This window comes from Paenibacillus sp. MCAF9, assembly GCF_052114265.1.
Taxonomy (GTDB): Bacteria; Bacillota; Bacilli; order Paenibacillales; family Paenibacillaceae; genus Pristimantibacillus.
Genome location: NZ_JBFREL010000009.1, coordinates 74746 through 93008, shown reverse-complemented (window position 1 = coordinate 93008; position 18263 = coordinate 74746). Strand labels below are relative to the sequence as shown.

Sequence of the window (18263 nt, the reverse complement as noted above, 5' to 3'; positions counted from 1 at the left end):
GAGGCTGTGAAGTTGGAACCACAGCAAACGGGCAAACGCTCTATCGCGCTGCCGATAACTCTCGTTATTCTTGTATTCAGCTTAATCGGCAATGTTTTTTTGTACTCGCAATTTTTACAAAATAAACAAGAAAACAATTATGTAAAAGGCCAAAAAATATTTAAAGCAGCGATTGGTTCTAAAGATTATGTAGAAAAAATGCTCCCGCAGCTGGATGCTTTGCTTCAAAGTAAAACTTTAGACGAACGGTATGCCATTGCATTTCTTTCAGGTCAAGCAGCTGCGAGCGGCCATGCTTTGGTGGAATTTACTGCAGAAGCAGCAAGCGTGATCGCAGAGCCGGAAAAAATCAACAACGAGCTTACCTTGGCCTATGTAACTGATGTCGACAAAGGCTTGCAAACGATTGGTCACTATGATGGTGCTTTGAACGAAACCGATGCCGCGTACATTCAGGGATTAAAAAGCGCGTTTGAAACCATATCAGGTATATTGAGTGGTTTTAATACAAATATAGGGGAGAGCCGCATTGCAATTATTCGGTTGTCCAGCGGGCTTGAATGGGCTCGGCTTGTTGAACAGATGCAGGCTGTTATGAAGGAAAAATCAGCTGAGATTTCGAAGTAGCAGCTTGGATTCAGTCGCTTTTTTGGAAGGGCACCTTCGAAGTTTTTGCGGGTTATCTTTAATGATTGGACTAGCGGCTAAAATTTCGGTATGATATGGTAAGGAAAGCGAATAGGGGGTGAAACCTATGGACTGTATTTTCTGTAAATTAATCGAGGGTGCAATACCGTCGAAGAAGGTATTTGAGAATGACAGAATTCTCGCATTCCACGATATACAGCCAGCTGCTCCTGTACATATTCTTATCATTCCTAAGAAGCATATCGCAACGATGAATGATGTTACCGATGAAGATGACGAGGTCATAGCCGAGATGTTCGCGGTAGCTCGTAAAATCGCAAAGGAACAAGGAATTGCGGAGTCAGGCTATCGACTGGTCAACAATGTTAATGCCGACGGAGGACAGCTTGTTTATCATCTGCATATCCATGTATTGGGGGGAACGAAACTTTCTTCTCGGGTTGTAGATATCTAAAGTTGACACTGCCTTTTGGTTTGACATATAATGAAATTTGATAAACCGTGTTATAGCTCTGGACGGTCTGTTTCGGAGGGAGGGAAAACTGGTGTCTGAAACTAAAGTTCGCAAAAACGAAACTATTGATGCTGCGCTTCGCCGCTTTAAACGTTCCATCGCTAAAGATGGTGTTCTAGCTGAGGTGAAAAAACGCAAGCATTATGAAAAGCCAAGTGTAAAGCGCAAGAAGAAGTCTGAGGCTGCGCGCAAGAGAAAGTTTTAGGAGGATCCTTCCATAATGAACCTGAGCGAAAGATTGACCGATGATATGAAGCAAGCCATGAAGAATCAGGACAAGTTTAAACTTTCCGTTATTCGTATGATGCGCGCGTCAGTGAAAAACTTGGAAATCGATCTCAAGCGTCCATTGGACGATAACGAAGTGCTTGATATATTGAGTCGCGAAATCAAACAACGTAAAGATTCCCTCCAAGAATTTAAAAAAGCCAGCCGCGATGATTTAGTAGCGGGTCTTGTGGTCGAAATTGAAATTATTAGTCAATACCTTCCCGAACAGCTGACTGAAGAAGAGATTCAAGAGATAGTAACGCAGACCATCCATGAACTCGGTGCTTCTTCCAAAGCCGATATGGGAAAAGTTATGAGTGCCCTTTTGCCTAAAACAAAAGGACGCGCTGACGGTAAACTAGTAAATCAGCTCGTTCAGCAACATCTCAACTAACTAAACATACGGACTCACAAAACACCCCTTAACGGGGGTGTTTTTTTGTACGTTTCAAGAGTAAATGGTATGATGTGGAGAAGGCTGCCTGAAACGTTTTCATTTGTCAAACGTAGTAGAAAGCAAACATGAAAAAAAGGAGGAACCTTCTTGCACATGAATCGATGGCGAAGAAGTATGTCCGCCACTCCAATCGCATTGATCGCAGCGGTGTTAATGGTGACGCTTGCAGCATTATTTGGTTCACCGGGGGAGAAAGCAAAGGCAGCAAATGAAGTTGGCCCAGCAGTGTATGTGATTCCCGTTAAACAAACGGTGGAATCGGGGCTTCAATCCTTTTTGGAGCGAGCCTTTAAAGAAGCTGAGGAAGCAAAAGCTGAGCATGTGATTCTCGTTATTAATACGCTTGGCGGGAAAGTCGTAAACGCAGAGGAAATTGGTCATCTTATAAGGGAGAGCGCCATTCCTACTACGGCTTTTGTAGAGGGGAAAGCCGTATCAGCAGGCACTTATATTGCTTTAAATGCTGATAATATCATCATGCAGCCGGGCAGTACGATTGGTGCAGCTGCTGTAGTGGATGGCTCAGGGACATTAGAGGATAATCCCAAAACGATTTCCTATTGGACCTCTGAAATGAGCGAGTCAGCAGGATTGCAGGGTCGCGATAAGAGTATCGCTGTCGCTATGGCGGATCCGAATGCAATGGTGGAGCTGAAAGACAAGCTTGGCAGAGATAAGCTAAAGGGAGAAATTCTTACCCTGTCAGCAAGTGAAGCTGAGAAAGTCGGATACTCTGAGCATACAGCAGCGAACGTTGATGAAGCAGTCAAATGGCTGGGCTTGGAAGGCAGAACACAAATTGAGGTTGTTCCGTCACTTGCGGAAAATGTAGCTAGATGGCTGCTCAATCCAATCGTTATGACGATTTTGCTCATACTTGGCATTGCAGGTATCGTTATTGAAATGATCATTCCAGGCTTTGGAGTACCGGGCGTTGTCGGAATATTATCGTTTGCCCTTTATTTCTTTGGCCACTATGTTGCAGGATTTGCCGGAATGGAATCGGTCGTGCTGTTCGTAATTGGAATAGCCTTGCTCATAATCGAGGTGTTTGTACCAAGCTTTGGGATTTTGGGCTTGCTCGGCAGTGCTGCGTTGGTAGCAGGAGTCGTTACCGCTGCTTCAGACCCAATGACGGCTTTCATATCGATCGTCATTGCGTTAGTTGTTGCCACCATTCTAATCGTTATTTTTATTAGAATGAACAAATCCAGAGGTATTTGGAACAAATTTATATTGCGCGAGAAGCTGACAACGGAGCAAGGTTTTGTTTCTGCGGATATAAAGGATTCACTGCTCGGATTGCAAGGGAAAACAATTACTCCGCTGAGACCGGCAGGAACAATTGTTATTAATGACAAGCGAATTGATGTCGTTACCTCTGGAGAGTTTATCGATACGAACCGAACGGTGACCGTCATTAAAGCGGAAGGTACTTGGGTCGTTGTCAAAGAAGTAACAAAATAGAGAAAACGAATATACAAATGGAGGTTGGAACAAATGGATCCTATCGTATCTTTTTTAATTTTGGCTGTCGTTGTTATTATCGTACTGTCCGTATTCTTAAGCTTTTTCCCGATTATGCTATGGGTATCTGCATTAGCATCGGGCGTTAGAGTTGGAATTATTACGCTCGTTGCCATGCGTCTTCGCCGCGTCGTACCAAGCAGAATCGTCAACCCGTTAATTAAGGCAACAAAAGCAGGTCTGGGACTTAACATAAACCAGCTTGAGAGTCACTTCTTGGCAGGCGGTAACGTCGATCGGGTTGTCAATGCGTTGATTGCAGCGCAACGTGCGAACATTCCACTTATATTCGAACGTGCGGCGGCTATCGATTTGGCTGGTCGTGATGTACTACAAGCCGTACAAATGAGCGTTAATCCGCGCGTCATTGAAACACCAATCGTAGCTGCGGTTGCGAAGGATGGTATTGAAGTGAAAGTAAAAGCTCGTGTTACGGTTCGTGCCAACATTGAACGCCTAGTCGGTGGTGCGGGTGAAGAAACAATTATTGCTCGTGTTGGTGAAGGGATTGTAACGACTGTAGGTTCTGCTGGCTCACATAAAGACGTTTTGGAAAACCCGGACATGATCTCTCGCACTGTGCTTGGCAAAGGGCTTGACGCAGGTACAGCGTTTGAAATATTGTCGATCGATATCGCGGACGTTGATGTAGGCAAAAACATTGGTGCACATCTTCAAACGGAACAAGCGGAAGCGGACAAAAAAATCGCTCAAGCAAAAGCCGAGGAGCGCCGTGCGATGGCCGTTGCTCACGAACAGGAAATGAAAGCAAAAGTCGTAGAGATGGAAGCGCGCGTAGTAGAGTCGGAATCACAAGTTCCACTTGCCATGGCTGAAGCGCTTAGAAGCGGGAAAATTGGCGTTATGGACTATATGAACTTGAAAAACATCGAAGCGGATACCCATATGCGCAGCTCTATCGGCAAGCAGGACAGTTCTACGGACATTAAAGACGGCCGATAAAGTCGATGGCCCAGTTATTTGGTTGGATCAAGTTGGATCAACGTAACTGAGCCTTGGAGGTGAAGGCAAGTTGAAGATTATAGAATTTCTGATGAATAACATATTTATCGTAGTCGTTATACTGGGTGCGCTGGCTTCGGTATTCGGCAAATCCGGCGCGAAGAAGAAGCCTGGTCAAATGCCTGACTTTGGCGGCGGAGGGCTGCCGCGTTCATTGTTCCCGCAGTCCGGAGAACTGGAGCAAGAGGTAGAGCGACCGCAACCGCAACCGCCGCAGGCAGCTGGAGGAACGGTTTATCGCTCTGTAACTGAAGTTGAGCGTTCTTCTGATATGAATTCGACGCTTTATAGCAGAGAGAGCGCAGAAGCGCCGCAAACAGCTTCTCTGCAGCGCGCGCTTCAAAGAGCAGCAGCTAACAAAGAAACAACACAGGCTGCAGCACAGCGCAATTATGGAAGCCAGAGCATCAATGCAGCATCCATTCGATCCGATGATTTGCGGAAAGCAGTTATTTGGGCCGAAGTATTAGGACCGCCGCGCTCGAAAAAACCTTTTCGAAAATAAATTTAAACCGCCTAAGCGCTGCGCTTAGGCGGTTTTTTTATTTTGGAGCCATAATTATAGAGTGGTTCGCATATTTTGGTACAGTACATGAAAATCGCCATTCCTTTGCTTTACTTTTAGCAAACCTTGAAGGAGGCAAAGAATCGTACATGCGCCACATAAAAAAGAGATTTCGCAAAATGACAGCAGAGCTGCTTGATATGCCGCATGATGTCGTATTTGATTTGCCGCGATTAACAATGATTGGAGACTGCCAATTATATATCGAGAACCATCGTGGTGTTGTTCATTTCTCTAGTGAGCGATTGAGACTCGCGCTAAGCAAAGGCCAGTTGGAGGTTACGGGAAGCTCTCTAGTTATCCGCACCATTTGGACAGAAGAAGTGTTTATCGAGGGACAAATTACGAATATTCAATTGATTCCATGAAATAGATAAGGCGATTTTCTTTATCAATAGCTGAGGTAATGGAGGGGAATGGACGTGAGCGGACAAGGTGCAAATTGGTTAAAGGGTATGGTCACCATTCATATTCGGGGGGGACAACCTGAGCAGCTCGTCAACCGAGCGCTGGCTGGCGGCTTGCAGCTGTCTTCCATCAGATGGACAAGCAGCGGCTTGCTTGAATGTGAGCTGTCAATCAGTGATTTTTTTGGCCTTCGTCCGTATTTAAAAGAGACAGGCTGTCGTGTTCATGTAACGAAGCGAAAAGGCTTGCCTTTTCTGCTGGTAAAAGCAGAGCGCAGAAAGCTTTTTGCGGCTGGCATCGTGTTGTTTTTTGCGATTATCTTTATGCTCTCCTCGCTTGTTTGGAGCATCGAAGTGCAAGGCAATGTCAAGCTCACAGAGGATCAAGTACGGGCTGCAGCCAAAGAGGAAGGCTTATATCCTATGCAGTGGTCATTCCGTTTAACCGATGCTGATGTGCTGTCCAAGCAGCTTGTTCGCAAGCTTCCAGGCTCAACCTGGGTTGGCGTGGAAAAAAAGGGGACAAAGGTTATCATTCAAGTGGTTGAATCAACCATACCGGATAAGGCTTCCTTGAATACCCCTCGACATCTGGTCGCATCTGATGATGCTGTTGTTACGGAAATTATAGCGGAGGCGGGACGGCCCGTCGTTCGGAAAAATACGAAGGTGAAAAAAGACCAAATTTTGATCTCGGGAACGATTGGGGGAGAAATGAATTCACGCACTGTCGTTGCCAAGGGCAATGTTCGTGGGCTTGTTTGGTACGAATTTGAAATTTCTTCACCGCTTGTTCAACAGGTTAAGGTGTATACTGGAGATAAAGAGACGAAATGGTTTGCAGTCATCGGCTCAAGAGCTCTTCAGCTTAGCGGATACGGTGATTCTGCTTTCGGAAAATCCGAATCGATTAAGCATGAAGAGAAGGTATCCTGGCGCAATTGGTCGCTGCCAATTGGTAGAATGAAGGAGACCATAATGGAAACCCGAATGGAAGACCGCACGCTTACTGAAGAAGAAGCGAAGAACGTCGGTATTCTGCAGGCTAAAGCCAAATTGCTGCTTAAAACAGGCAGCGACGCAGTCATCCGCGATGAAATTGTTTTGCATGAAAAGGCGGACAATGGTAAAGTTTATATGAAAGTTCTTTTTGAAGTCGAGCAATCTATCGTTAAGGAAATGCCACTAGTCCATATGCAGGGAGAATGAGGATTGTTGCAAATTGAAACGAAAGTAGTAAAGATACCGCTCGGCAACGCAGCGGAAGGACTTGGAGTATTCGGACCACAGGATAATTTTTTGCGTCTTATTCAAGCGCAAGTAGAGTCTTCGATTACATCGCGTGAAGCGGAAATTGTCATATCAGGTCCTGTAGAAGAGGTTGATTCGTTAGAACAACTATACAATGTGCTCTTACAGCTCGTTCGCGGGGGCTATAAGCCATCAGAGCGTGATGTTGCATATGCACTAGAGCTTGCCAGATCGATGCAGGCAGAAGAGCTGTTGGACTTGTTTAAGAAAGAAATTACAACTACCTTCCGTGGTAAGCCGATTCGGGTAAAGACGATCGGTCAACGCCATTATGTAAAGACGATACGCAAGAAGGATATCGTGTTTGGAATAGGCCCAGCCGGAACAGGTAAGACATATTTGGCCGTTGTGCTCGCTGTCGCTGCTTTGAAGGAAGGCTCGGTAAAAAGAATTGTTCTTACGAGACCTGCCGTAGAAGCGGGAGAAAATCTCGGCTTTTTGCCAGGCGATTTGCAGGAGAAGGTTGATCCTTATCTTCGTCCTTTGTATGATGCGCTGCATGATGTGCTTGGACCTGATCAGACGGTCAAAGCGCTCGAGCGCGGTATGATTGAAATTGCTCCGCTTGCTTATATGCGCGGCAGAACGCTTGACGATGCGTTTATTATTTTGGATGAAGCACAAAATACGACGCCTGAGCAAATGAAAATGTTTCTAACAAGACTAGGATTTAGTTCTAAAATGGTTATAACAGGAGACGTTACGCAAATCGATTTGCCGCGGGGCAAAAACTCCGGCTTAATTGAAGCTCAGCGGATTCTGAGAGACATAGAGGAAATTGGCATCATCCTTTTCTCAGAGCAGGACGTCGTTCGTCATTCGCTCGTTCAAAAGATTATTGTTGCCTACAACTGGGATGCTGAAAACAAAGCCTAGAAAGGGATGTCTGCTGCATGAACCAAAACCAGACCGGAAAACAAGGGAACTTGCGGCCGTCCAAAACGGCGGGTTGGAAGCAGAGTGCAGCCGTTCGCTGGGTGCTGATGTTGATGTTTGTGCTGCTATTCTATTTCAGCTTAGCTCCGCATCTCGTTCCTGAAACCTATGATATTCAGGAGGGCGCTGTAAGCGAGAAGGACATCAAAGCGCCCTTCCAAATTAAAGACGAGAAGGCCACTAGACAAGCGGAAGAGGATGCAGCCGAGAAAGTCGATGTCATCTATTCGATAGTACCGCTACGCAACGAGGTGCTGGTCGACCAAATCTTTGTTCGAATAGAGCAGCTGAATCAGGACGATCAAGTAACCTTGCAAAATAAGATTGATATTTATCGCAATGAAATTCCAGGCCGTTATTCGGAGTATATTGATACCTTTGTTAAGCTGAATAAAGGCCGTGGAACGTATAACAACACGCTGCTTGAGGAAATGGCGCTTATAGCAAAGGAGCAGCAATACACCATTCCGGAAGAAACCTTTTACAAGATGCCCAATCTAACAGCAGAAACGCTAACCGAGATGCGCGATGTAGCTCGGGATATTGTGCGTAAACTGACAGTAGAGCAGCTTCGTGATGCGGAAACCGCTCGAACACAGGTTGCGGAACTTGTTAATGCAAGCTCGCTATCAAGCCGGACAAGCAGAGAAATTGTGCAGGAGCTTGCGAGATTTGCCATCATGCCAAACAAGTTTCTGGATAAGGAAGCGACGGACGAGGCTAAAGTGCAGGCTAAGCAAAACACGCCGCCTGTCGTAATTAAAGAAGGTGAGCTGATCGTGAAGCGCGGTCAGACGATTACTCCTGAATTGTACAAGCTGCTCGTTGATTCTTCGTTGCTGCAGGATCGTAAGACTTATTGGCCGCAGTTCGGATTGCTAATCATGTCTGTGATGTTTATCGTCGTCATTTACGCGTATTTGCATCAGTCTGGAAGTATCAATGGGATTAAGCCCAAATATAACAACTCTTCTCTTTTGATGTTATGGCTCATCTTTCTGATCAATATTATTACGATGGAGATTACTTCGTTGACGCAGACGGATGCTGCCCCTTATGCGGGTTATTTGGCTCCTGCTGCTCTCGGGACGATGCTGATTACATTGCTGCTAGATATGCATCTAGCCATGATCAGCTCCATAATATTTGCAATAATGGGCAGTATTATATTGAACACGAGCCAGCATCAAATTTTTGATTTCCAGTACGGCTTTGTCATTATTGTCGTTTCGTTTGCTGCCATCTTCTCGATTCATAGAGCGAGTCAGCGATCAACAATATTGAAGGCCGGAATAATGGTGAGCTTATTCGGCTCCTTGTCTGTTTTATCCATTTTACTGCTGTCTGAACAGCTGGAACGGGCTCATTTCATCTATTCTGTTGCTTTTGCGTTTGCTAGCGGTTTGATTACTGCGGTGCTTGTCATTGGACTGATGCCGTTCTTTGAAGTTACATTCGGCATTTTATCTGCGCTTAAGCTTGTAGAGCTTTCGAATCCCAATCACCCGCTGCTTCGCAAGCTGTTGACTGAAACGCCGGGAACCTATCACCATAGCGTAATGGTGGGCAATTTGTCAGAAGCGGCAGCAGAAGCAATTGGGGCAGACGGCTTATTATGCCGGGTTGGTTCGTTTTACCACGATATTGGAAAGACGAAGCGGCCGAATTATTTTATCGAAAACCAATCCAATATTGAAAATCCGCATGATACGATTGATCCTAAGTTAAGCAAATCAATCATTGTTGCTCATGCGAGAGACGGCGTCGATATGCTTAAAGGGCACAATATCCCTAAGCCGATTCGCGATATTGCAGAGCAGCACCATGGAACAACATCGCTGAAATTCTTTTATTACAAAGCGATAAAACAAGCGGAAGAACAAGGTGTCGAACCTGCGTTTACGGAAGATGATTTTAGGTATCCTGGTCCGAAGGCACAGTCAAAGGAAGCGGCTGTTGTTGGCATTGCTGATTGCGTGGAAGCAGCGGTTCGCAGCCTTCGCAACCCGACAGTAGAGCAGGTAGAAGCAATGATTAACAAAATTATTAAAAGCAGGCTGGATGACAATCAATACAATGAATGTGATTTAACGTTGAAGGAGCTGGACAAAATTGCGCATTCACTTAAGGAAAGCGTAATTGGCATCTTCCATTCACGTATTGAATATCCGGATGATGTGAAAACAAAGGAGCGTTTGTCATGAGCTTGCAACTCGGTTGGAGCAATGAGCAGGAAAAGCTGGAAATACCCGAGGATTGGATTACAAAAATAGAGCAGTTGCTGCAATTGGCTGGTGAAGCGGAAGGCATTTCCGATGGTGAGGTATCTTTAACATTCACAAACGATGAGGAAATTCATCAGCTGAATCGTGAATATCGCGGAATTGATCGTCCAACCGATGTATTGTCATTCGCTATGCAAGAAGACGGCGTAGATGAGCTCGATATTATTTTTGAAGTGGACAGCGAGGATGAGAAGGACCCGATCTCAGGCATGCTTGGCGATATTATAATAAGCGTGGATACGGCTCTTGCTCAAAGCGAGGAGTACGGTCATTCCTTGGAACGTGAAATCGGCTTTTTGTTTGTTCATGGGTTTTTGCATTTGATCGGTTACGATCATCAGGATGATCAAACCGAAGCCGAAATGACCGCTAAGCAAGAAGCGATTTTGCAGCAGGCTGGCTTAACTCGTTAATGCGAAAAGTTATATCTAGTTTCGCAGTTGCAATATCCGGCATAGGTTTTGCTCTTCGGACTCAAAGTCATATGCGGTTTCACGCGATTGCCGCCGCTGTGGTGTGCTGTTTAGGATTTATGCTATCACTTAAGCCGCTTGAATGGGCGATTATTTTAATGGCGATCGCCCTCGTGATAAGTGCTGAAATGATAAATACGGCAATTGAACAGGCGGTTGATCTAGCAAGCCCCAATATTCATCCAGTAGCTAAAGCTGCTAAGGATGTTGCTGCTGGGGCGGTGTTAGTTGCTGCTGCAATTTCTGCAATTATAGGGCTGCTCATCCTTGGGCCGCCCTTATGGCATTTAATAATGGATTAAAAAACGGGGAATGGCGGGATATTTATGGTGGTTTTTGAAGGTTTGTCGGAGTCTTACACTTCGCTAATGAATGCGGCTAAGGAAGCGATGTCAAGAGCATACGTTCCTTATTCAAATTTCCAGGTTGGAGCAGCACTGCTTGACGATGAGGGCCAAGTCCATTATGGTTGCAACATAGAGAACGCAGCTTACAGTCCAACAAACTGTGCGGAGCGTACCGCATTATATCGCGCAGTAGCGGATGGTAAGCGACCAGGACAATTCCAAGCAATAGCTGTTATTGGCGATACGGATACTCCAATCGCGCCATGCGGCGTTTGCCGCCAAGTTCTAGTTGAGCTATGTCCGCCAGAAATGCCTGTCATTATGGGGAATTTAAAAGGTCAATGGACGATCTCAACCGTTTCAGGCATATTGCCGGGTGCCTTCACGCCGGCTTCATTAGATAATAGGGAGCGTTAAACAAGAATATGAATCAAAAAACATCAAATGAACGCAGCAACAAAAAATTTCGGTCCGGTTTCGTAGCTATAATCGGCAGGCCAAATGTTGGTAAATCAACGCTGATGAACCATCTTATCGGCCAAAAAATTGCGATTATGTCAGATAAGCCGCAAACGACACGGAATAAAATTCATGGTGTTTATACGACAAATGACACACAAATCGTGTTTCTTGATACACCTGGTATTCATAAACCACAATCCAAGCTTGGAAATTATATGATGCAAACCGCGGAAAGCGCGCTTCGTGAAGTGGAAGCAGCGCTCTTTCTGATCGATGCGTCAGAGGGACTTGGCGGCGGTGACCGTTTTATTATTGAACAGCTGAAAAAAGTGAAAACACCTGTTTTCCTAGTAATGAACAAAATCGATAAAGTAGAGCCTGAACAGCTTCTGCCGATGATTACACAATATAATGCATTGCATGAATTTGCGGAAATTATTCCAATTTCAGCGCTTAAGGGCAATAATGTGGAAACCTTGCTTGAACAGCTGACTCGTTATTTGCCAGAAGGACCACAGTATTATCCAGCTGATCAAATAACTGATCACCCTGAGCAATTTGTTTGTTCGGAGCTTATTCGCGAGAAAATATTGCATATGACGCGTGAGGAAATTCCGCATTCAATCGCAGTAACAATTGAAGATATGCGTGTAAAGGAAAATGGAGTCGTGTATATCGGCGCGGTTATTTTTGTAGAGCGTGATTCTCAGAAGGGGATCATCATTGGCAAAAAAGGCGATTTGCTGAAGGAAGTTGGCAAACAAGCGCGAAAAGATATCGAAGCGCTCCTTGGCTCACGCATCTTTCTCGAGCTGTGGGTAAAAGTGAAGAAGGATTGGCGCAATCAGGAGCGTGTGCTGAAGGATCTTGGTTACCGGAACGAATAAGCATAATTGACGTATTTTGTTAAGGATAGACATGAGCGGTTTATCGCATCCTATTAACGTCTGAAGCAGCATTTCAGGGGACGGAAAGGGATGAATACGTATGCGGAATTTTTCGTGGAAGTATTTTACGTTGACCGGGGATGTCGAGTCTTTCATGTTATACAAGGAAATAAACCAATACGGAGCAGAGGGCAGCTCCGATGCGTTAGTAGGAAATCAGGATGAGCTTGCCGAGCTGGACCTCGAGGACACATCTGTCTAACGTATCAATGGCATTATTTGAATCGGTTGATCAAGTATTGAAGGTTTTTTGTTTCTAACAGCTAAACGTATGTTTGCCGCCATGGGACGGTAAACATACGTTTCTGCTTTCAGGGGAGAGTTTGCATTATGTTGTATCGTGTCGAGGGAATTGTACTGCGAAGCATGGATTACGGGGAAGGCAATAAAATTGTTACACTGCTGACGAAGACAAATGGAAAAGCGGGTGTACTTATACGCGGAGCGAAAAAGGTGAAAAGCAAACATTCTTCGCTCGCGCAGCCGTTTACATATGGAGAGTTTGTTTATTTCCGAAGCAGCGGGCTTGGCACGCTTAATCATGGTGAGATTATTGAATCTCACCATGTTTTGCGTGAGAAGCTTGATTTAGCTGCTTATTCCTCTTACGTAGCAGAATTGACGGATCGTTCCATACAGGACGACGAGGCAACGGGCTTTCATTTTGAGCAGCTAAAAGCATGTCTTTCAGCACTTCAAGAAGGCAAAGACCCGCAAATCGTTTCTCATCTTTATGAAATGCGCATTTTGGACTTGTCTGGTTATGCTCCTGCACTTGATGAGTGTGTAAGCTGCGGAAACGTTGTAGGTCCTTTTAAACTTTCTCCCTATGCGGGTGGAATATTATGCTCACGATGTACCGGCAAAGATCCTCATGCGGTTTCGCTAGGGGAGGGTGCTTATAAGCTGCTTCGTTTGTTCCGCAGGATGGATATGAGAAGACTTGGTTCAATTCAAGTGAAGCCTGAGACAAAAGCAGAGCTTAAAATTGCTATGCGTAAGCTGTTAGATACTCATTTAGGAATGCAGTTGAAATCGCGTAATTTTCTTGACCAGCTCGATAAATTGATGTAAAGAAATTCATTTCTTGAAATGGGTGCTTTTGGTTTGTTATCGGTCTCAAGACGGAGGGAAGGCTCATTCCTCTGCATGATTTCATCATCTAAGAAATTGATTTATGATAGATGAGGTTGTTTGAGATTCATAGTAATTGGAGGGGTTGACCTGATGTCTACAGGACAAAATAGACTGGGCTTTGTCGTGGCCGGACTTTTGCTTGGTATACTGGTCGCATCAATCGATAATACGATTGTATCGACCGCAATGGCAACGATTGTATCCGATCTTGGCGGCTTGGACAAATATGTGTGGGTTACATCTGCATATTTGGTAACAGAGATGGCAGGCATGCCGATTTTCGGGAAATTGTCTGACATGTATGGGAGAAAACGTTTTTTCGTTTTAGGTATCTCTTTATTTTTAATCGGCTCTGTTCTTTGCGGAACGGCTGAATCGATTACGCAGCTGACTATTTACCGTGCTATTCAAGGTATTGGCGGCGGTGCGATGATGCCAATTGCTTTTGCAATCGTATTTGACATTTTTCCAGCAGAGAAACGCGGTAAAATGGGTGGATTGTTCGGTGCTGTATTTGGTACCTCAAGCTTGTTTGGACCGCTTGCAGGCGCATACTTAACGGAATATATCAATTGGCGCTGGATCTTTTACATCAATGTACCCATTGGTCTTGTGGCACTTGCTTTTATCGTTATTTATTACAAAGAGTCGCTTTCTCATTCCAAGCAAAAGATCGACTGGTGGGGAGCAACGACACTTGTGGGCTCTATCGTCTGTCTCATGTTTGCACTCGAGCTCGGTGGAACTGAGTTTGCTTGGGATTCAGCGCAAATTATTGGTTTATTTGCTGGCTTTGCCGTTTTACTCGGCATATTTCTTTTTGTGGAAACGAAGGCAGCAGAACCAATTATTTCGTTTAATATGTTCAAACAAAGACTGTTTGCAGCAAGCACGGGAGCAGGCTTATTCTACGGAGCGGCGTTTATTACAGCAGCTTTATATATCCCGATGTTTGTCCAAGGCGTATTCGGCGGAACAGCGGTTAGTGCAGGTTTAACTTTGCTGCCTATGACCTTGGGATCAGTTATTGCGGCGCAGCTCGGTGGTTTATTAGTCAACAAAATGTCCTACCGCAGCGTCATGATGATTTCAGCTGTTATATTTATTACAGGTATTTTCTTGCTATCCACCATTACGCCGGAAACTACAAGGTTTATGTTGTCCGTGTATATGTTCTTAACTGGATTTGGTATCGGCTTCTCATTCTCTGTGCTTGGAATGTCCTCCATTCATGGATTCGATATGCGGCAAAGAGGTAGCGCCACATCTACGATGTCCTTCATTCGTTCATTAGGCATGACAGTAGGGATTACGGTATTCGGCATTATTCAGCGCAACCACTTTACTAAGGGGATGACAGATGCTTTCGCAGGTGGAGAAGGAGCGGCTCCGATGACGGAAAATGCACGTGAGCTGTTATCACCGGAGAAGCGTGCGGAAATACCGGCTCCAGTCATGGAGAAGATTGTTGCCGCTTTGTCAGATTCAGTATCAACCACGTTTGTTTGGTCTATTGTTCCCGCAGGCTTAGCATTAGTTTGTGTTTTGATGATGGGGAATACGGGTATGAAAGATATTATCGGCAAACGTGATGGAAAAACGGCTAATACAGATGAGATTCGTGCACATTAGCGGCTTTACTATGATACCTAGGAACTATGTTTGACAATTGGCATAAAGAAGCATAAAATAATGCAATATGAATATTGGGCAGTGATGGAGAAAGTAATCGTTTTAAGCCGACTTGGTTAGCGAGCTGGGGAAAGTGAAAGCCCAGACGGTCAAAACGATGAAAAGGCACTCCGGAGTCGTATACAAGCAAAGAGGGTTTGCTCTTAAGGAGCTGACCAAGTAGGGTGGAACCGCGGGATTACAACTCTCGTCCCTACGTCTGGGAGCAGGCGTAGAGACGGGAGTTTTTTGCGTATAAACACCTTTGCCTGCTTCGCTTTTACGGACACAAAACAGAGGAAGAAGGAGAGGGTCAGTTATGAATTTTCAAAAAATGATTTTGACTTTGCAGCAGTTCTGGGCTGAACAAAATTGTATTCTCGTACAGCCTTATGACGTTGAGAAGGGTGCAGGAACGATGAACCCTATGACGTTTCTACGCTCGATTGGTCCTGAGCCTTGGAATGTTGCCTATGTGGAACCATCAAGACGTCCAGCGGACGGTCGATACGGTGAGAACCCAAACCGTTTATACCAGCATCATCAATTCCAAGTTATTTTGAAGCCATCGCCTGACAATATACAGGAGCTTTATTTGGAAAGCTTGAAGCAGCTAGGCATTGATGCACTTGAGCATGATATCCGTTTCGTTGAGGATAACTGGGAATCGCCAACTCTTGGCGCTTGGGGTTTAGGCTGGGAAGTATGGCTGGACGGCATGGAAATTACGCAATTCACATATTTCCAACAGGTTGGCGGCATTGATGCTAATCCTGTCGCTGTTGAGATCACATATGGTATGGAGCGTTTGGCTTCTTATATTCAACAAAAAGAGAATGTTTTTGATTTGGAATGGGTTGAAGGAGTAACCTACGGTGACGTCTTCAAACAACCAGAGTATGAGCATTCCAAATATACATTCGAGACATCGGATACAGCAATGCTGTTCTCTTTATTTAACATGTATGAGCAGGAAGCTCAAAAAACGATGGAGCATCATCTTGTGTTTCCAGCGTACGATTACGTATTAAAATGCTCGCACACCTTTAACCTGCTCGATGCGCGCGGCGCAATCAGCGTAACGGAAAGAACGGGCTATATTACACGGGTAAGAAATTTAGCGCGTGCTTGCGCATCGACATACTACGAGGAAAGAGAACGTCTTGGATTCCCTTTGCTGAAGAAAGGAGTGGAGCAGCATGACTAGAGATTTGTTGCTTGAAATCGGACTTGAGGAAGTGCCTGCTCGGTTCGTGCGCGGTGCGATGAACCAGCTAAAGGATAAAATGGTGAAGTGGCTTTCGGACTCAAGAATCGAACACGGCGCTGTAAATGTGTATGCTACACCACGCCGAATTGCTGTTCTAATCAACGACGTAGCTGAAAAGCAAACGGATATGAATGAAGAAGCCAAAGGCCCTTCTCGTAAAATTGCTCAAGACGACCAAGGCAATTGGAGCAAAGCTGCTCTTGGATTTGCTAGAAGCCAAGGCGTTGAGCCTGAACAGTTGTATTTCCAAGAACTAGCTGGCGTTGAATATGTTTATGCTACCAAAAGCAGCATCGGTACAGACACAGCAGCGGTACTGCCAGATGGCTTGCTCAGCTTGATTACTTCGATGTCTTTTCCGAAAAACATGCGTTGGGGCAATCATGAGCTAAAGTTTGTTAGACCGATCCGATGGTTGGTTGCACTATTTGGTCAAGATGTGATTCCTTTTGAAATTACAGGGGTACAAACTGGCAATACAACACGCGGACATCGTTTCCTTGGCAATGATGCTACTGTACAAGAGCCTGCTCAATACACTCAGCGCCTGCGCGAGCAGCATGTTCTTGCTGATGTTAGCGAACGTGAAGAGCTGATTGTAGCTCAGATCGATCGTCTAGCCAAAGAAAAAGGCTGGGAGATTGCAATCAAGGAAGATTTGCTTGAAGAGGTTGTTTTTCTAGTTGAATATCCAAACGTATTGTTTGGCGGCTTCGACCCAGCATTTCTACACATTCCGCAGGAAGTGCTTATTACATCTATGCGTGAGCATCAACGGTATTTCCCGGTATTCAACAGCGAAGGTGAGCTTCTTCCGTTTTTCGTTACGGTTCGCAACGGCGATCTTAAGTCGATCGAGCTAGTATCGAAAGGCAATGAGAAAGTACTTCGCGCAAGACTTTCGGATGCCAAATTCTTTTATGAAGAAGATCATAAGCTGACGATAGAGCATGCTCTTTCGAAGCTTGAGAATATCGTATACCACGAAGAGCTAGGCTCAGTAGCTGACAAAGTAAGACGCATTCGTGCAACAGCTGATCTTCTGAGCAAGCATTTACTGATTGATGAGCAAACGTCCAGCGACATTAGCCGCTCCGCTGATATTTGCAAATTCGATCTCGTATCCCAAATGGTTTATGAATTTCCTGAACTGCAAGGCATTATGGGCGAAGATTATGCTCTTAAAGCAGGAGAGCGAGCTTCAGTGGCGAAAGCCATTAATGAACATTATCAGCCGCGTTTTGCCGGAGATCTAGCTCCATCTGAATTAACAGGAGCAATCGTAAGCTTATCGGACAAAATCGATACAATCGTTGGTTGTTTCTCGATCGGCATCATTCCGACAGGCTCGCAAGATCCTTATGCCCTTCGTAGGCAAGCAGCAGGTATTGTTCAAATTATTTTGGCGCACGGCTTGAAGCTGGAGCTAAACGATTTGTATGATGCGGCACTATCCGTACATGAGAACCGCGGCCTTAAACGCGGCGCTGCTGAAATCCGCAAAGATCTTTTTGATTTCTTTGCGCTTCGCGTTAAGAACGTATTGTCCGAGCAAGGCGTTCGTTATGATGTTGTAGATGCCGTTATGGCTTCTGGTTTTGCAGATCTGAAATCGACCATCGAGCGTGCGAGCGTCGTTCAAGCGCTTGCTGCAAGCAGCGATCGTACTGAATTTAAGCTAACTGTCGAGCAGTTTAACCGTGTCAGCAATCTCGGTTCCAAAGCTGCTGGTGCAGCGGTTGATCCAGCTTTGTTCACAGAACAGGTGGAAACAGAGCTGTATCAAACATGGCAAGCGCAGCGTCCAACGTTTAAACAAGCGATTGAAGAGGGAGATATTTCAAGAGCGGTACAATCTTTATCATCGTTGAAGCCGTTTATTCATAACTATTTTGAGAATGTTATGGTCATGGCGCCTGATGAGGCTGTTCGTGCGAATCGATTGTCAACGCTTGCTGGTATCGCAGAAGATATTGCGATTATCGCAGATTTCTCGAAGCTCGTTTGGTAATT

The 18263-nt window shown here is 45.1% G+C and carries 20 protein-coding genes; all 20 read left to right on the top strand.

The features are described from left to right. Positions 1-12: 12 nt before the first annotated feature. Positions 13-627, top strand: a complete 615-nt coding sequence (locus AB4Z45_RS16885; protein WP_441910446.1) for a hypothetical protein — start codon at positions 13-15, stop codon at positions 625-627. Between the two features lie 127 nt (positions 628-754). Next, positions 755-1102, top strand: coding sequence for a histidine triad nucleotide-binding protein (locus AB4Z45_RS16880; protein WP_441910445.1), 348 nt, complete (start codon positions 755-757; stop codon positions 1100-1102). 91 nt (positions 1103-1193) lie between these two features. Beyond that, positions 1194-1367 carry a 30S ribosomal protein S21 gene (gene rpsU / locus AB4Z45_RS16875; RefSeq protein ID WP_005547957.1) on the top strand — a complete coding sequence of 58 codons (174 nt, stop codon included), beginning with the start codon at positions 1194-1196 and terminating at the stop codon, positions 1365-1367. Between the two features lie 15 nt (positions 1368-1382). Then, positions 1383-1826, top strand: coding sequence for a GatB/YqeY domain-containing protein (locus AB4Z45_RS16870; RefSeq protein WP_076266886.1), 444 nt, complete (start codon positions 1383-1385; stop codon positions 1824-1826). Positions 1827-1982: 156 nt separating this feature from the next. Continuing rightward, positions 1983-3356: an NfeD family protein gene (locus AB4Z45_RS16865; RefSeq protein ID WP_441910510.1), complete on the top strand. Its 1374-nt coding sequence runs from the start codon at positions 1983-1985 to the stop codon at positions 3354-3356. A 33-nt stretch (positions 3357-3389) separates the two neighbouring features. Then, positions 3390-4379 (top strand): flotillin-like protein FloA, encoded by a 990-nt coding sequence (floA, locus tag AB4Z45_RS16860; protein ID WP_076266888.1) that lies wholly within the window; start codon positions 3390-3392, stop codon positions 4377-4379. A gap of 70 nt (positions 4380-4449) precedes the next feature. Beyond that, positions 4450-4944 carry a hypothetical protein gene (locus tag AB4Z45_RS16855; RefSeq protein ID WP_441910444.1) on the top strand — a complete coding sequence of 165 codons (495 nt, stop codon included), beginning with the start codon at positions 4450-4452 and terminating at the stop codon, positions 4942-4944. A gap of 149 nt (positions 4945-5093) precedes the next feature. Continuing rightward, positions 5094-5372: a sporulation protein YqfC gene (gene yqfC, locus AB4Z45_RS16850; RefSeq protein WP_076266890.1), complete on the top strand. Its 279-nt coding sequence runs from the start codon at positions 5094-5096 to the stop codon at positions 5370-5372. A 54-nt stretch (positions 5373-5426) separates the two neighbouring features. Beyond that, positions 5427-6620 carry a sporulation protein YqfD gene (gene yqfD / locus AB4Z45_RS16845; protein WP_441910443.1) on the top strand — a complete coding sequence of 398 codons (1194 nt, stop codon included), beginning with the start codon at positions 5427-5429 and terminating at the stop codon, positions 6618-6620. 6 nt (positions 6621-6626) lie between these two features. Next, positions 6627-7598, top strand: a complete 972-nt coding sequence (locus AB4Z45_RS16840; RefSeq protein ID WP_054026960.1) for a PhoH family protein — start codon at positions 6627-6629, stop codon at positions 7596-7598. 17 nt (positions 7599-7615) lie between these two features. Then, complete coding sequence (locus AB4Z45_RS16835) at positions 7616-9862, top strand: HD family phosphohydrolase (protein WP_339203443.1); 2247 nt, start codon at positions 7616-7618, stop codon at positions 9860-9862. After that, entirely contained in the window at positions 9859-10356 is a 498-nt protein-coding gene (gene ybeY, locus AB4Z45_RS16830; RefSeq protein ID WP_076266893.1) for an rRNA maturation RNase YbeY, read from the top strand. The genes AB4Z45_RS16835 and ybeY overlap by 4 nt, the downstream gene beginning before the upstream one ends. Continuing rightward, positions 10356-10718 (top strand): diacylglycerol kinase family protein, encoded by a 363-nt coding sequence (locus AB4Z45_RS16825; protein ID WP_076266894.1) that lies wholly within the window; start codon positions 10356-10358, stop codon positions 10716-10718. Before ybeY ends, AB4Z45_RS16825 begins: the two co-directional genes overlap by 1 nt. A 24-nt stretch (positions 10719-10742) precedes the next feature. After that, positions 10743-11180 (top strand): cytidine deaminase, encoded by a 438-nt coding sequence (gene cdd / locus AB4Z45_RS16820; protein ID WP_441910442.1) that lies wholly within the window; start codon positions 10743-10745, stop codon positions 11178-11180. An 8-nt stretch (positions 11181-11188) separates the two neighbouring features. Then, positions 11189-12112, top strand: a complete 924-nt coding sequence (era, locus tag AB4Z45_RS16815) for a GTPase Era (protein ID WP_054024225.1) — start codon at positions 11189-11191, stop codon at positions 12110-12112. Positions 12113-12212: 100 nt separating this feature from the next. Further along, positions 12213-12374, top strand: coding sequence for a YqzL family protein (locus AB4Z45_RS16810; protein WP_441910441.1), 162 nt, complete (start codon positions 12213-12215; stop codon positions 12372-12374). A 128-nt stretch (positions 12375-12502) separates the two neighbouring features. Then, entirely contained in the window at positions 12503-13246 is a 744-nt protein-coding gene (gene recO / locus AB4Z45_RS16805; RefSeq protein WP_076266897.1) for a DNA repair protein RecO, read from the top strand. A gap of 153 nt (positions 13247-13399) precedes the next feature. Next, positions 13400-14941 (top strand): MDR family MFS transporter, encoded by a 1542-nt coding sequence (locus tag AB4Z45_RS16800; protein WP_441881072.1) that lies wholly within the window; start codon positions 13400-13402, stop codon positions 14939-14941. 358 nt (positions 14942-15299) lie between these two features. Continuing rightward, a complete protein-coding gene (gene glyQ, locus AB4Z45_RS16795) occupies positions 15300-16187 on the top strand; it encodes a glycine--tRNA ligase subunit alpha (RefSeq protein ID WP_076266899.1) in 888 nt (295 codons plus the stop codon). After that, positions 16180-18261 (top strand): glycine--tRNA ligase subunit beta, encoded by a 2082-nt coding sequence (gene glyS / locus AB4Z45_RS16790; protein WP_441910440.1) that lies wholly within the window; start codon positions 16180-16182, stop codon positions 18259-18261. The genes glyQ and glyS overlap by 8 nt, the downstream gene beginning before the upstream one ends. Positions 18262-18263: the final 2 nt, after the last annotated feature.